Origin of the sequence: Paracoccus sp. J39 (assembly GCF_000518925.1) — a bacterium.
Classification (GTDB): domain Bacteria; phylum Pseudomonadota; class Alphaproteobacteria; order Rhodobacterales; family Rhodobacteraceae; genus Paracoccus.
In genome coordinates, this window is the sequence record NZ_JAEN01000013.1 from 25,996 (window position 1) to 40,391 (window position 14,396).

General features: G+C 65.8%; 16 protein-coding genes. 2 read left to right on the top strand and 14 right to left on the bottom strand.

All coding sequences use genetic code 11. The annotated features are described in order from the left end of the window. Positions 1–2 precede the first annotated feature (2 nt). Genes L632_RS0113705 through L632_RS0113755 form a run of 11 tightly spaced genes read right to left on the bottom strand, consistent with a single transcriptional unit; the run spans position 3 to position 9,793 of the window. Positions 3–815: an aspartate dehydrogenase gene (locus L632_RS0113705; protein ID WP_028716978.1), complete on the bottom strand. Its 813-nt coding sequence runs from the start codon at positions 813–815 to the stop codon at positions 3–5. Between the two features lie 3 nt (positions 816–818). Further along, on the bottom strand, positions 819–2,492 hold the full coding sequence (locus L632_RS0113710; protein ID WP_028716979.1) for a thiamine pyrophosphate-binding protein: 1,674 nt from the start codon (positions 2,490–2,492) through the stop codon (positions 819–821). A 13-nt stretch (positions 2,493–2,505) separates the two neighbouring features. Further along, positions 2,506–3,297, bottom strand: a complete 792-nt coding sequence (locus tag L632_RS0113715; protein WP_028716980.1) for an SDR family oxidoreductase — start codon at positions 3,295–3,297, stop codon at positions 2,506–2,508. Then, positions 3,294–4,238, bottom strand: a complete 945-nt coding sequence (locus L632_RS0113720; protein WP_028716981.1) for a VOC family protein — start codon at positions 4,236–4,238, stop codon at positions 3,294–3,296. Before L632_RS0113720 ends, L632_RS0113715 begins: the two co-directional genes overlap by 4 nt. Beyond that, positions 4,235–5,077: an alpha/beta fold hydrolase gene (locus L632_RS0113725; RefSeq protein ID WP_198021832.1), complete on the bottom strand. Its 843-nt coding sequence runs from the start codon at positions 5,075–5,077 to the stop codon at positions 4,235–4,237. Before L632_RS0113725 ends, L632_RS0113720 begins: the two co-directional genes overlap by 4 nt. Before the next feature lie 11 nt (positions 5,078–5,088). Continuing rightward, positions 5,089–5,829 (bottom strand): SDR family oxidoreductase, encoded by a 741-nt coding sequence (locus L632_RS0113730; protein WP_198021833.1) that lies wholly within the window; start codon positions 5,827–5,829, stop codon positions 5,089–5,091. Further along, positions 5,826–6,857 (bottom strand): aromatic ring-hydroxylating dioxygenase subunit alpha, encoded by a 1,032-nt coding sequence (locus tag L632_RS0113735; protein ID WP_036698298.1) that lies wholly within the window; start codon positions 6,855–6,857, stop codon positions 5,826–5,828. The genes L632_RS0113730 and L632_RS0113735 overlap by 4 nt, the downstream gene beginning before the upstream one ends. Positions 6,858–6,902: 45 nt before the next feature. After that, positions 6,903–7,742: an ABC transporter permease gene (locus L632_RS0113740; RefSeq protein ID WP_084648105.1), complete on the bottom strand. Its 840-nt coding sequence runs from the start codon at positions 7,740–7,742 to the stop codon at positions 6,903–6,905. Continuing rightward, positions 7,739–8,713, bottom strand: a complete 975-nt coding sequence (locus tag L632_RS0113745) for an ABC transporter substrate-binding protein (protein ID WP_028716986.1) — start codon at positions 8,711–8,713, stop codon at positions 7,739–7,741. Before L632_RS0113745 ends, L632_RS0113740 begins: the two co-directional genes overlap by 4 nt. A gap of 14 nt (positions 8,714–8,727) precedes the next feature. Continuing rightward, positions 8,728–9,501, bottom strand: a complete 774-nt coding sequence (locus L632_RS0113750) for an ABC transporter ATP-binding protein (protein WP_036698299.1) — start codon at positions 9,499–9,501, stop codon at positions 8,728–8,730. Next, a complete protein-coding gene (locus L632_RS0113755) occupies positions 9,491–9,793 on the bottom strand; it encodes a recombinase-like helix-turn-helix domain-containing protein (RefSeq protein ID WP_028716988.1) in 303 nt (100 codons plus the stop codon). The genes L632_RS0113750 and L632_RS0113755 overlap by 11 nt, the downstream gene beginning before the upstream one ends. 187 nt (positions 9,794–9,980) lie before the next feature. Between L632_RS0113755 and L632_RS0113760 the strand changes: the two genes are divergently transcribed. Further along, positions 9,981–10,943, top strand: a complete 963-nt coding sequence (locus tag L632_RS0113760; RefSeq protein ID WP_156933663.1) for an IclR family transcriptional regulator — start codon at positions 9,981–9,983, stop codon at positions 10,941–10,943. A gap of 19 nt (positions 10,944–10,962) precedes the next feature. On the opposite strand, the gene L632_RS0113765 is transcribed toward L632_RS0113760, so the two are convergent. The 3 genes from L632_RS0113765 to L632_RS0113775 are packed head-to-tail and all read right to left on the bottom strand — an operon-like array spanning position 10,963 to position 13,546. Further along, entirely contained in the window at positions 10,963–11,730 is a 768-nt protein-coding gene (locus L632_RS0113765) for an ABC transporter permease (RefSeq protein ID WP_028716990.1), read from the bottom strand. Beyond that, positions 11,727–12,533, bottom strand: a complete 807-nt coding sequence (locus L632_RS0113770) for an ABC transporter ATP-binding protein (protein WP_028716991.1) — start codon at positions 12,531–12,533, stop codon at positions 11,727–11,729. The genes L632_RS0113765 and L632_RS0113770 overlap by 4 nt, the downstream gene beginning before the upstream one ends. Next, positions 12,533–13,546 carry an ABC transporter substrate-binding protein gene (locus L632_RS0113775; RefSeq protein WP_084648106.1) on the bottom strand — a complete coding sequence of 338 codons (1,014 nt, stop codon included), beginning with the start codon at positions 13,544–13,546 and terminating at the stop codon, positions 12,533–12,535. The genes L632_RS0113770 and L632_RS0113775 overlap by 1 nt, the downstream gene beginning before the upstream one ends. 460 nt (positions 13,547–14,006) lie before the next feature. Between L632_RS0113775 and L632_RS22720 the strand changes: the two genes are divergently transcribed. After that, positions 14,007–14,393 (top strand): IclR family transcriptional regulator C-terminal domain-containing protein, encoded by a 387-nt coding sequence (locus tag L632_RS22720; RefSeq protein ID WP_084648109.1) that lies wholly within the window; start codon positions 14,007–14,009, stop codon positions 14,391–14,393. Positions 14,394–14,396: the final 3 nt, after the last annotated feature.

Consider the following 14,396-nt stretch of genomic DNA (forward strand, 5'->3'; position numbering starts at 1 on the left):
CTTCATATCGAAACGGGCCCCAGATGGTTTTTCAGTTCACGCAGCACGGAATAGACCGTCGCAAGCGAGGTTCTGGCATTGCTGCCCGCGCGGTTCGAGATTTCGACCGAGACCGTCGCCAGCGGCGAGACGACCTCGTAGCGATGCGAATTGCCCTGCGCGGCAGGGTCGGCGGTCAGCGTGACCTCTGTCGCGTCGAAGCCGGCGCCCGCCAGCGCCAGCGTGGCCGCCACATTGGCATTGCGGGGATAGGCGGTCGCGGCTTCGCGGGCCGTGCCGTGAAAGATCTGCTCGGCATGGGCCAGCGCCTCCAGATCGGTGGCCTGGGCAGCGGGTGTGCCGGCCCAGGCCTGCGGCGGCTTGGCGCCGAAATAGCGCACCTTCAGATCGCCCGCCGGCGCCAGCGCGGCGAGGAGGTCGATACCGCCGATGGCCCCCGAGGGCAGGATCAGCCGCGCGCCGCTGCGTGCCGCCGTATCCCGCAGCCGCTGGTGCAGCGCCTCGTCCGCCAGCGCACCCACCGAGACCAGGACCAGATCGATCCCCGCCGCCAGCACCTTTTCCGCATTTGCGCAGACTGCTTCGTGTCCCGCCGCCTCGATCACGAAATCGGGCCGTGCGACCAGAAAGGCGTCGCCATCGCTGAGGATCGCCGCCCGGCCCTCTAGCCCCGGATGGGCCGAGAGCAGCCGGTCCCGGGCGACATTCTCGCGCCCCTCGCGCACCAGGATGGTGATGCGTTCGACCGGCAAGCCCTCGATCAGGCCAAGAAGTTCGTTGCCGATGCTGCCGTAACCGATCAATCCCAGATGCATGGGCTACTCCGTCTTGCCGGCCGCGCCCGCCGGCGGCCCGGCGAAGGTCTCGGCGAAAGGGCCGATGGCGCACATGTCGATCTCGATCACCTGCGGCCCGTCGGCGGCGATCGCGGCGTCGAAGGCGGCCTCGAACTGCGCCAGATCGTCCACCCGGCGATGCGGCATGCCGATCGAGGCACAGAAGCTGCGGAAATCCGGCGTCGCCAGCGCGCTGTAGTGATGGCGCGAGCCGTATTGCGCATCCTGGATGTTGCGGATCACGCCATAGGCGCGGTCGTTCATCAGCACATAGACCAGCGGCGCGCGCTCCTCGACCGCGGTGATCATCTCGGCGATGCCCAGCATGGTGCCGCCGTCGCCCAGCAGCGTTACCGCCTTGGGACCGTCCGAGGCCAGCGCCGCGCCGATGCCCATGGCCACGCCCTGGCCGATGCCGCCGCCAAGCGCATGCACGCCCAGGCGCGGCTCGGCGATACGCACATAACGGTTGCCGAAGGTCGAGTTGGAGATGGTCACGTCCCGCACCCAGGGATGGCGACCGGCGGCGATCCGTTCGTTCAGCACGTCCGCAACCACGCGATAGGGGCCCAGCACATCGCGCATCCTGCCTTCGGCCTGCGCCCGGACACGGGCGATGTCGAATTTCAGGCCCTCGTCGGTATCCAGCCTTTCGGGAAGCGCCGCCACCAGCCGGGCCAACACGTCGGCGGCATCGCCGTGGATGAACTGGTCGACGGGATAGTTGCGCCCGCCCTGTGCGGCATCGGCATCGATTTGCACCAGCGGCCGGGGCAGCGGCATGCGGTTGTTCTGCGTCTCGTTGCCGCGCAGGCGCGAGCCGACCACGATCATCAGGTCGCAGCTGCGGTAAAGCTCGACCGCCTCGGGAGTCATGTTGAAGGCGCCCAGCGAGGCCGGCTCGTCCTCGGCCACCACCGCGCGGCCATTGGTCGAGGTGACGACGCCGAAGCCGCGGCGCACCAGCTCGGTCGCGGCCGCGCCGGCGCCGCGCGCGCCGCCGCCCAGCCACAGCATCGGCCGGCGGGCGGCGCGCACGCGCTCGGCAAGCTCGGCAATGGCGTCGTCGCAGGCGCGGGGCAGTTGCACCAGCGGGGCATAGGCGCGCGCGGACCCTTCGACCGGGCTGCGCTGCACATCGACCGGGATCTCCAGGCTGACCGGACCCGAGGGCGCCGACAAAGCCGCCGAGCAGGCCGCGGTCAGCGTGCCCACGGCGCCCTGCGCATCCCACATGCGAAACACCGATTTCGACACCCCCTCCAGCATCTTGGGCTGGCGCGGCACGTCATGGATCGCGGCGCGGTCGCGGTCGGCGAATTCGCGGTCTACCTGCGTCGTGATATGCAGCAGTTGCGTCCCTGCGGTCAGCGCCTCGGCCTGCGCACCGGCAGCATTGCCGGCCGCCGTGCCGGTCGAGGTCAGGCAGACCCCCAGTCTGCCCGAGACCCGGGCATAGGCATCGGCCATGTTCATCGCTCCGGCCTCGCCCCGGGCGGGAACGAAACGGATGCGGTCCTGACGCGCCACGGCATCGAGGATCGGCATGTTATGGATCGAGATGACCCCGAAGATCGTGGTGACGCCGATATCGGCCAGATAGCGGGCGATCAGGTCGCCGACGGTTTCCACCTCAAGGCGGATGTCCATTTTCATCGTGATTGTTCCTTCAGATAGAACGGGACAGGCCGCCCGAAACATCGATCTGGGCACCGGTGATGTAGCTGGCGCCCCGCGAGCCGAGGAAGGCGATGGCATGGGCCGCCTCTTCCGGATCGCCCAACCGGCCGAGGGGGATGCCCTTGCGCTCGGCCAGCGAGCCATACCATTCTTCGCGGCTGACCGATTTGTCCGCGCGCTCGGCAAAGCGGCGCGTCCACTGGCCCGAGCTGATCAGCCCCATCAGCACGGAGTTCACACGTATCTCGGGGGCCAGTTCGACCGACAGGCTTTTCAGCAGATTCTGCACACCGGCCCGCGCCGAAGAAGTGCAGACCATATGCGGCTCGGGCTGATAGGCCAGCAGCGAATTGACCGCAACGATGGCACCCCGCGCCTCGCGCAGCATCGGCAGGAAAGCCCGCGTCGGCAGGATCTGGCTGAAGATCTTCAGCTCGTATTCGGCGCGCCACTCCTCGTCCGAGGTATCGGCAAAGGTCGATTGCCGGCCCTGCCCGGCATTGTTGACCAGCAGGTCGCAACGGCCGAAACGGTCCTGCACCTCGGCCGCAAAGCCGGTCACGGCGTCCGCTTCAAGCACCGACAGGGCGCTGGCCAGCACCCGGTCCTCGCCATGATCGCGGCGCAGAACCGCGGCGACATCCTCCAGCCGCCCCTCGTTGCGGGCGCAAAGCGCCACGCGCGCGCCGCAATCCAACAGCAGCCGCACCGTGGCCAACCCGATTCCCGAAGAGCCGCCGGTCACGACGGCAACCTGTCCCTCGTAATCGTAACGGTTCATGCGGTGGCCTCCTTGTCCCTGCTGTTGCGGCCCGGCACCAATTCGGGAAAGCCTGGATCGGGGCGGCCCTGCATCACGGCGCGTTGCGCCGGTGTGGGCGGGCCTGCGGTCATCCACTGATCCATCTTCTCGGGGTCGTCGCGGGGCCAGACCTGCGCCTCATGCGTGGCCTCGTCGATCTGCTGCAGTTCCGAGGTGAACTCGATCACGAAGCCCGAGGGCGAGACGAAATAGGCAAAGGGGTTGTTGCCCGGCCCGTGACGGCCCGGCCCCCAGGTCGGCACATGGCCCTTCTGCTTCATCCGGCCGATGGCGCGCATGAACTCGTTCAGTGTCGGCACCTCGAAGGCGACATGGTTCACCGAGGCGTAGTGCCCCCGGACCAGCGCGATCGAGTGATGGTCGGACGAACAGCGCAGGAACACCATCTGGTCGGCCGAGTAATCCGAGACACGGAAGCCCAGAACCCGTTCATACCATTCCTGCACGCCCTCCATGTCGGGCGTGTTCAGAACCACATGCGAGACCTTGCGGGGCATGGCCCATTGCGGCTCCTCGTCATGGCGCAGGCCGCCGGCGCGGAAACGCAGCCGCCGCAGGTCGGGATCGAGGATCTCGAACCCGTAACCGCCGATCCAGTCGTCGAAGGTCGCCGGATCGCCCAGAACCACGGCGCCTTCGGCCGTGACCTGGGCGTGCAGCGCGTCGATGGCGGCCGCATCGGGCATATTGAAATGGATGTGGTCGATGCCGAAGACCGGGCCGTCCTTCAGCCCGTAGAGATAGGCTTCGGGTCCGGTGCCCTTCAGCCAGGCGGCCCCGTCCTCCTGCCGGGCCAGGGTCAGGCCCCACATGTCCTGATAGAAGGGCAATGTCGCCGGCAGGCCGGGACCGCGCATCATGATGCCGCGCAGGCTTTCGACGCGAATACGCTCGCTCATCCTGTCATTCCTTGGCTTGCGGCCTGCACCGAGTTGGCGACAGGCAGGGTTTGGTCGAGACACGCCGCCAGGGCGCGCGCAAAGGCGGCCGGTTCCTGCTGATAGATGGCATGGCCCGCTCCCGGCAGCTCGATCAGCGGGCCCCGGATGCGGCCGGGGATCGCCTCATGGGCACGGCGGTTCGCCTGCGGCGGCGTCACCATGTCGCCGGTGCCCACGATGACCGAGGCCGGCACGGCCAGCGTCGCCAGATCGTCGAGCAGCCGGCCCGAGGCCAGCATCCGGGCCGCCTGCCCATAGCCGGGCATCCGCACCTGCGCCATGTTGCTGGCGACCAGTGCCACCACTTCGGGATGGCCATCGGGATCGCGAACCAGGCGCGGCGCACGCTTCGCCGCGAAGGCTGCGGGACCAAGGGCCTGCAATTCGTCGATGCGGGCCTTGGCGCCCTCGGACAGCGCCGCGCCGGGGCTGACGCCATGGCCAAGCGCGCAAGAGGCCAGCACCAGCGCCTCCACCCGGTCCGGCCAGCGCCGGGCGAAAGCGGCGGCCATCAATGTGCCCAGCGAATGGCCAAGCAGGATCGCCCGGTCGATGCCCAGCCGGTCCAGCAGACCGGCCAGCGCCTCGGCGTAGTTCGCCGCGACGGGCCAGGCGGCGGCCAACGGTTGCGATGCGCCATAGCCGGGCGCGTCCCAGGCGATCACGCGACACGACTGGGGCAGATGCGGCAACAGTTCGGCAAAACCCGCGCTGTTCGAGCCGATGCCGTGCAGCGCCACCAGCGGCATCCCCCGACCGGAACGCTCGCGATAGGCGACGGGGCCGGATATCTTCACCGCAAACCCCATCAGTTGAACCAGAAGCCGTTATTGACCGGCAGGGTCTGCCCGGTCAGGGTCAGCGCGTCCTCGCCCAGCAGGAAGGCGATGGTGCCGGTGATCTCCTCGGGGGCCTGCGGACCGGGCACGGCGCGGCCTTCGGCATAAAGGCGATGCCGCGCCTCGGGGACGTAATCGGTGCTTTCGGTGGTCAGGATACCCGGCGCAACGGCGGTGACGCCGATCCGGTCGGGGCCGAGTTCGCGGGCGTAGGAGCGGGTCATCGCCATCACCGCGCCCTTCGAGGCAGTATAGGCCATCAGCCGCGGCGCGCCCCACAGCGCGGTATCCGAGGCCACGTTGACCACGCGGCCCGAACCCGATGCCTTCAGCAGCGGGGCAAGCGCCCGGGTGACCAGCCAGGTGCCGCGGATGTTGACCGCCATCACCCTGTCCCAGGTCTCGATGTCGATCTCGTCATGGGTGATGCCGCCGATACCCGTGGCGATGGCCCCGTTATTGACCAGGCCGTGCAGCAACCCGCCCGCCTGCGCCGCCGCGGCCTCGGCCATGGCGGCGATGGCGGCCGGGTCGGCCAGATCGACCGGCACGAACGCCGCCCCCAGCCGGTCGGCAACCGCCCGGCCCTCTTCGGCCAGCAGGTCCGCCAGGATCAGCCGCGCGCCCTCGGCGGCAAGGCGCTCGGCGATCTTCTCGCCCAGGCCCCGCGCCGCGCCGGTGACCAGGATATGGCGCCCCCGCAGCATCATTCCGCCGCGACCCTGGTTTCGGCCTCGATCTGGCTTTTCGCCGCCCGTGTCAGGATCTGGCGGATCCGGCTGACGCCCAGGTCGTGCTGATAGAGCATCTCGCGCTTGCGGGCATCGTCGGGCATGCCCTCCAGCATCACCCGATCCTGTTCCAGCACATGCCAGTGGTTCTGTTCCAGCTGCGCCCGGTAAAGGAAACGCCAGCTTTCCCGTTCGATCCCCGAAACCTGGCGCAGCCGCCAGAAGAACACCTTGCACCGACGCTCGGCGACCGGAAGCACGAAGCCGACGATGCGCATGTTGCCGCCCGGCCCCGCCGCCGGCGGATAGGGAATGTCGAGATAGCAGAACATGTTGCCGGGATGGACCTCGAATTCGGTCCAGTCGAAGTTCGCGCCGACCTGCCCGACGCGAGAGATGCGGAAACCCTCCTCGGTCTTGTTCAACTCCATCAGATCCTGCTTGGAACCGAAGGCGAGGGTGAAGCTTTCCGAGTGCAGGTAGCAGCCATGCATCGGGTCGGCCAGATTGTCGAGCGCATAGCGATAGTTGCAATCCCAGACCGAGGTGCACAGGAAACCGGTCCATTCGTCGGATTCCAGCTCCTTCGGCATGACCAGTTCGGGCGGTTCGGGCTGCTCGGCCGAGGGCATGTACACGAAGACACAGTCGCTGTGCTCGGTGGCGTGGAAGCTTTCCAGCGCCTTGCGGCCTTCCAGCGCGCATTCCGGCATGGCGGGCACCCGCTGCACCACGCCCTCGCCGTCCACGATCACGCCATGATAGCGGCAGCCGATATTGCCCTCGTGGATCTCGCCATAGGACAGGGGCGCGCCGCGATGGGGGCAGAAGTCCTCGATGCATTTGATCTGTCCGGCGCCGTCGCGCCAAAGCACCAGCTTGCGGCCCAGCACAATTGCGCCATAGGGCACGGTGTTCTTGATCTCGACGGATTTGGCGACCGGATACCACTGGCCCAAAAGGCCGGAGTTCACCCGTTCCTCGATCAGTGTCTTCTTGTCGATCATGCTGAATATCCTTCGGAGGTGAGATGGAGGGAGGCGGCGACCGCCTCAGCCCTGAGCCCTGGGGATGTAGTGCAATACCCGCGCCTCGATCCGTTCCAAGACCAAGTAGAGCGCGAAACCGATCACGGTCAGCAGGATGATCGCATTGAAGACCATCGCCGCATTGGCCTGTCCGCCACCATAGGCGATCAGGTAGCCAAGCCCGCTGTTGCCGCCGACCAGCTCGCCTACGGTGATGCCGATCACGGCCAGGGTCGAGGCGATGCGCAGTCCCGCCATCAGGTTCGGCAGGGTCGACGGCATCTCGATCTTGCGGAAGATCTGCCAGCGGTTCAGCGAATAGGCGCGGGCCAGGTTGACAAGATCGCGGTCCACGGTGCGCATCGCCTGCAGCACGTTGACCAGCACCGGGAAGAACACGATCAACACCGCCACCAGCAGCTTGGGCATGGCATTGTAGCCGAACCACATGATGAAGAGCGGCGCGAAGGCGACCTTGGGCGCGATCTGCAGCGCCAGGATATAAGGCGAGAGCACCTTTTCCCAAAAGCGCGACATGCCCAGCAGATAGCCCATCGCCGCTCCGAGCGCCGAGCCGATGGCAAAACCCAGCACCGTGTAGATCGCGGTAGAGATCGTATGCCCTGCAAGCCCCTCGGACTGGTACATCCTTAGCAGTTCGGACAGGCATTGCGAGAAGGTGGGGATGATATAGCGCGGCATGTCGAGCGCCGGAGGCAGGAACTGCCAGGCCAGCAGAACCAGCCCCAATATGGCCAGCGACACCGCGGTCTGGACCCGCTTTTCGATCACGGCATAGGTCGCCTGGGAGATGCGGCCGGCCAGTCGCGCCGCGGGGCGGGTGTCATGTGTCGCATCGGTCATCTGACGAACTCGTTGGTATAAAGATCCTCGACAGGCACGGCGGTCTGGACGATGCCGTGATCGACATAGAACGTCTGCACGGCGGTCAGGCGTTCGGGGTCGAAGCCGCCCAGCGGCAGGCCTTCCTGCGCCGGATAGACCTTGGTCGCGTATTCGCGCAGGATCGCCTCGACCTCCGCCTCCTTGCCGGCGTGCTGCGGCACGAAACCGACATAGTCTGCGGCCGCCTTGGCGGGATCGGCCTCGATGTCACGGATCGCGCGCAGGACGGCGTTGACGAAACCGCCGACCATCTCGGGCTTTTCGGCAATGGTGCGATCCGAGGCGATGATGGCCTGCGCCATGGCGGGGAAGATCGTCTCGACGGGAACCTGCTCCATCTCGACGCCGGCAGCCTCGACGGCAGCGATCCATTCCGGAACGCCGGACATGCCGTCCAGCTCGCCGGCGATGGTCAGCTGGATCACCCCGCCCGGCCCCACCGACTGGATCTGCACGTCGTCCTTGGTCAGCCCGACCGAAGCCAGCGCGCCCAGCAGGTTATAATAGGTGGTATCCTGATAGGACAGCACCCCGATGCGCTTGCCCTTGAACGCCTCGGGCCCGCCGATGCCGCTGTCCTTGCGCCAGGCGAGCTGCGTCAGGCCATGCCCGCCCAGCAGCGCCACCCCCTTTACGTCCAGCCCGTTGGGACGCACCACGATCGGCGTGTCGCCGATGCCGCCGCCCAGATCGGCATTGCCAACGGCGACCTGCGTGGCCACATCCGCGCCGCCCTTGCCGACGCGGAAAGTCACGTCCAGCCCTGCCTCCTCGAAATAGCCCTTGCCCTTGGCAATCTGGAAGGGCGCGAAGGCCGGCAGGAAATCGGGGCCGGGAAAAAGATAGGTCACGGCCTGCTGCGCCTGAAGCGCAGCGGCGGAAACCAGGGTCGAGACAGCAAAGGCTGCCGAGAAAAAGACTGATTTCATGGCATTCCCCCTCATCAGGCGACGGCTTTCTCTTCCAGTTTCAGCAGCGTGAAGATCTGCGCGGCATAGTCGCCGACCTCTTTCAGCGTGCGGCGCTTCAGCGGCTCGTCGCGATGCGGCAGGTCGACCGGGATTTCCGCGAGGACGCTGCCGGGGCGCTCGGACAGGACCAGGATGCGATCCGACATCAGCACCGCCTCGGCCAGGTCATGGGTGATCAGCAGCGTGGTCTTGCGCTGCTCGGCGATGACCTTGGCGAAGCTGTTCTGGATCAGCAGCTTGGTCTGAGCGTCCAGGGCCGAGAACGGCTCGTCCAGAAGAATGATCTCGGGGTCGATGGCCAGCGTGCGCGCCAGTGCCGCGCGCTGCCGCATGCCGCCCGACAGCTGATAGGGGTAATGGTGCTCGAAGCCCTCCAGATGGCAATGCACCAGTTCCTGCATGGCGCGCGTGCGGCGGGCACGCTTGTCGACGCCGCGCGATTCCAGACCGAATTCGACGTTCGAGACGATGTCGCGCCAAGGCAAAAGCAAGTCCTTTTGCAGCATGAAGCCGACATGGGGGTTGGGCCCGTTCACCCGCTCGCCCGAAACCAGAACCTCGCCCTCGGTCGGTCCATAAAGGCCGGCGGTCATGCTGAGGATGGTCGATTTTCCGCAACCCGAGGGCCCGACCACCGAAACGAACTCCCCCTGGTTGACGGTAAAGGTCACGTCCTGGACTGCGGTGACTTCCTTGCCCGTCTTGGTCGGGAAACGCTTGGTCACATGGCGGAACTCAAGCGCCATAGCCATGATCCCGATAGGCAGCGTCGAGATCGGCATTGATCGCGGACAGTTCTTGCAGCAGCAGCGCCTCGGTCCAGTCCGTGCGGCCCGAGACCGGAGCCGCAACCCCGCGCGAGGCCAATTCGGCGGCAACCCGGGTAAAGTCATGCGTCCCGGCGGCGAACACTTCCATCAGCGCGTCTTTCAGCGCGATCTCGGCGTCGCTCAACGGCCTGCCCTGACATTGATGGGCAAGGGCGGGGCGGCTGGTATCCAGCGCACGCTGAGAGAGGCGATCCTTGAAGACGTCCATTTCTAACCTCCTGTTTTCCACCGGCCGAAGTCGCTTGGCGGCAAGTCCGGTGTTTTAGTTCATTATTGAACGTTATGTTCATAATAGTAACGCCGTGACCTGGCTGTCAACAAAACTCGTCATTGGACGGCGTTCATCTTGCGCTCATGGCGTCCGATCCAGGAGGGCGGGATGCGGCGACACCGGCGTGCTTGACGATATCGGATTGATTACAAAGGATTTGTCGCATCAGCGGCGATCCAGGCCGCCGACCGGCAGAACATGGCTTGGCGGCAAGACAGGAATTGTTCATTATAGAAAATATCGTTCATGGATTTTCCGGGAGGCTCCCATTCCACGCTCGACCGCCAAACCGGCGACCGAATCGGTCATCGATCCGAATCCCAGCTATGAGGTTCCACCCGTCAGCCGCGCCTTCAGCCTGTTGCGCCATATCAGTGCCGGCAATCGCTGCCGGAACATGTCCAAGGCCGCGGCAGCTTTGGAGATGAACCGCACCACGCTCCTGCGTCTGCTGCACACGCTGGAACGCGAAGGCATGATCGAGCGCGACGAGGACGGCGGCGGCTACATCCTGTCCTATGGGCTGCTGGAACTGACGGCAAGCATGCTGTCCTCGCGCGATGTGGTGCGTCTGGCCCGACCGCTGCTGGCGCGGCTGGCGGCCGAGACCGGACTTTCGGCGCATCTGGGCGTGCTGTCGCGAACCGATGTCATCGTTCTGGTGCGCGAGACGCCCGAAGTGCAACTGGTCAGCAATATCCGCGAAGGCAGCCGCCTGCCCGCCCATGCCACCGTCATGGGCCGGATCATCCTTGCCCATATGCCGCGCGCCGAGGTCCGCGATCTCCTGGCAGACGGGAAGCTGGCGGCGATCACCTCGCGGACGGCGGTGACCTTTGAGCAACTGGAAAGGCAGCTCGATGCCGACAGGGCCGAAGGGCTGGCCTGGTCGGTCGCCAATTATGAGGAAGGTATCGGCTCCTGCGCGGCAGTGATCCTGGACCATTCCAACCGGCCCGTCGCGGCGATCAGCCTCTCCGGCCGGCAAAGCGCCTTCGAGCCGAACAGCGACCGCCGCCAGTCAATTGCAGACGGCGTGCACAGGACTGCGCAGCGCCTGTCTTCGCTGCTCGGCGCGCAGGTATAGCGCGCCGGGCAGCCCCTTCTCAGCCGATGACCGAGACGTGCCAGGGTGTCAGCCAGCGCCGCAACTGCGAGATCACCGCGTAAAGCGCCAATCCCACAAGCGTCAACACCACGATGACGGCAAAGAGCTGTGGGACAGCAAGATTCTGCAAATGCATGACTGCCAGATAGCCCAGCCCTTCGCTGCCGCCGATGAATTCGCCCACGATGGCACCGATCATCGCCATCACCACGGCAACCTCGGTACCGGTCAGGACCACGGGCAAGGCCGTGGGCAGGTCGAGCATGACGAAGCGCTGCCAGGGATTGGCCTGCAACATGGTCATCACGTCCCGGTCTCCTGGATCGACCGACTTGAACGCCTGCAGCGCGTTCGAGAACACCGGGAAAAAGGCGAGTGCGGCCGCAATCACGATCTTGGATTCCAGTCCGAACCCGAACCACAGCACGAACAGCGGAGCCAGCGCAATTTTCGGGATCAGCTGCATCAGCACGATGAAGGGCTTGGCCGCCCATTCCACAGGCGGCACCCGGGCCATCACGAAGCCCAGCGTGATGCCAAGCCCCACAGCAATGCCGAAACCGGCCACCGCCTCGGTCATCGTGACGCGGGTGTGATACCACAAATCCGGGTCGGCGATCATGTCGGACAAGGCCAGCAGGATCTGCTCGGGCGCGGGCAGGACGAAAGCCGAAACCTCCGATGTCCTGACATAGGCCGACCAGCCGATCAGAAACAGCAGCACCGCGATCACGGGCAGCACGATACGCAGGGTTTTCTCTTTCATGCCGCGCCCTCCGTCAGCACCTTCCTCAGTCGTCCCACCATGTTCTGGAAGCCGGACGTGCGCTGCAGGTCCAGATCCCGGGGCCGGGGAAACGGCATCTCGATGGTTTCCACGATCCTTGCCGGCCGGGGCGCCAGCACCACCACCCGGTCGGACAGGAAAGCCGCCTCGGTGATGGAATGGGTGACAAGAATCGTCGTCACCTTGGCCCGGGCGCAAACCTCCATCAGTTCCAGGTTCAGCGTATCGCGGGTCATCGCGTCCAGCGCCCCGAAGGGCTCGTCCAGCAGCAGCACCTGCGGCTCGGTCACCAGCGCCCTGGCCAGCGAGGCGCGCTGCCGCATGCCGCCGGACAGCTGGCCCGGCCGATGATCGACGAAGGCGCCAAGGCCGACGGTCTCGCAGATCCGCCGCGCCCGCGCCATGCGCTCGGCCCGACCGATGCCCGCGATGCGCAGCGGCAGGGCAACATTCTCGGCGACGGTATACCAGGGAAACAGCCGCGCCTCCTGGAACATCATCGAAACCGGTCGTGTCGACTCGCCCGAGCGCCGGCCCGCCGTCCAGACCTGCCGGTCGCGGATCTGCACATTGCCCGCGCTTGGTGCCTCGAGCCCCGCGATGATGCGCAGAAGCGTGGTCTTGCCGCAGCCCGAAGGGCCCAGAAGCGACAGGAACTCGCCCCTTTCGAGGCTGAGATTGGCGTTGGTGATGGCATGGACCGCGGTTTCCCCATGGCCAAATACCTTGTCCAGTCCGGAAACAACGATGTCGGGGCCTTGCGGCGACTGGTCGAAAGCCATCACGCCACCGCCCTTTCCAGCAGAGCGTTGGTGTAAAGCGTCGTCGGATCCGGTGCCGCGTCCAGCATGTCGGCGCGGTGCAGGGTCTCGACCGCATGGGCCCAGATCTCGGGCACGTTGCGAAGCAGGTTCTCCGGGCCCCTGGCCATCCAGTTCCGGGCATTGGTTTCCAGGTCGCGCTTGGCCAGTTCCGCATCACCGGCCCCGGAAATGGTGAATTTTCCGACAAGCTTCTCAAGGACCGGCCCCAGATCCTCGGCGGCAGCTATCTCGCGGGCGGATCGATGGGTGGCCTTCAGGAAAGCGATGAATTTTTCGGGGGCCGCTTCGATCTCGGCAGGATTTGCGACATAGACCTGTCCGGGCATACCGTCATCCATGGGAATGGCATGCACGTCGCTGCGCGCGGCACTGGCCAGGATCATCGACGAGGTATTGCCGACAAAGGCCCCGGCCCGCCCGGCCTCGATCAGCGCGAATGAGGCCGCGTTGTCCGCCACCTTGACCTTGCGAACCTCCTTCGGATCGATGCCGTTGTCGATCAGCAAAAGATCCAGCGTGCCCTCCATCGAGCCGCCAAGGCTGGCAAGGCCAACCGTCCGTCCCTTCAGATCGGCCACGGCCTGCACCGGCTCTTGCGTCGAGGAAATCAGGAAAAACGGCGATATCTGGGCGATGGTCGCAATCGAGATCAGCGGCGCATCGTTGTTGACGCGCGAGACGAGATAGTTCGTGCCCCCGGTTCGGCCTGCATCCATCTGTCCCGCGATGACCATCTGCGCCGCCATCGCCGCCCCTTGCGCCGCTTCTATCGCCACATCCAGACCATTTTCCGCATAGTAGCCCGCAGCTTCGGCATAGAGCACGGGGGCGAAAGCCAGGGAGAATGAGAATGGAGTGATAAAACGGAATGCCGTTCCAGCCGCCGCAGCCGGACTGGCAAGCGCCAGTGTCGCGGCGGATGCGGCAGCACCGCGAAGAAAATCGCGACGGCCAATCGTCAGTGGGTTCATGTTCGTGCGTCCTACCTGTTCTGCGCAACCGAGCCTGTGCGACAGTATGCCACGGGCAAAGCGCGTGTTTCACCAGCAAAACGCTCGAGGCGGTAGGGCTTTGGACCACTCCCCTGCAATGACATGATCATGGAGGCTGTGGAAGCAGGCTTGGCCGCTGTGGTTGCCGCCAAGGGCATGAGGTCTTCGATGTGGGATCTGGGGTTCCCGTCAAGGATGGCGCGGACGGCTTCGGCGAGATAGTCGACGGGGTTCACGCCGGACATGGGTCCAGCAATAGACCAGCTGCCACGAACCATTCACGCGCTTTATTCGGTCAGCGGTGGCCGAGGTCGAGGCGCGGCAGGACGCCGCGGCACCGCCCGGCACGCCTCCGCGTCGAACCGCACGCCGCAACCGCGGGCATCTTCCGACGGGTCTGCCCCGGATCGAGCGGATAATCGAGCCGGATAGCCTGTCGATGCAATCCACCCTGGGCAAGCGCAACCCGCTGCATTCGACCTCGCTGGGAAAGGCGCTGCTGGCCTTTCGCGACGATGACGAAATCCGCGAAAGGCTGTCGAAGATGGAGATGAAGAAGCTCGCGCCTCGCACCATCACCGACCCGGACGAGCTGTTTGCGCAACTGATGCAGGCCCGCGCGCAAGGCTATGCCGAAGAAATCGAGGAAAGCGAGGCCGGCGTACGTTGCATGGCGGTGCCCGTCCTGGACCATGCCGGCAAGTCGGTCGCGGCAATCAGCATCGCCTTTCCGCTGATCCGCTTCGACGAAACGCGCAAGTCGGAATATGTCCGGCTGCTGACCGCCGCGGGACGCGCCGCTTCGACGGCCTTTGGATATGGCTGACAT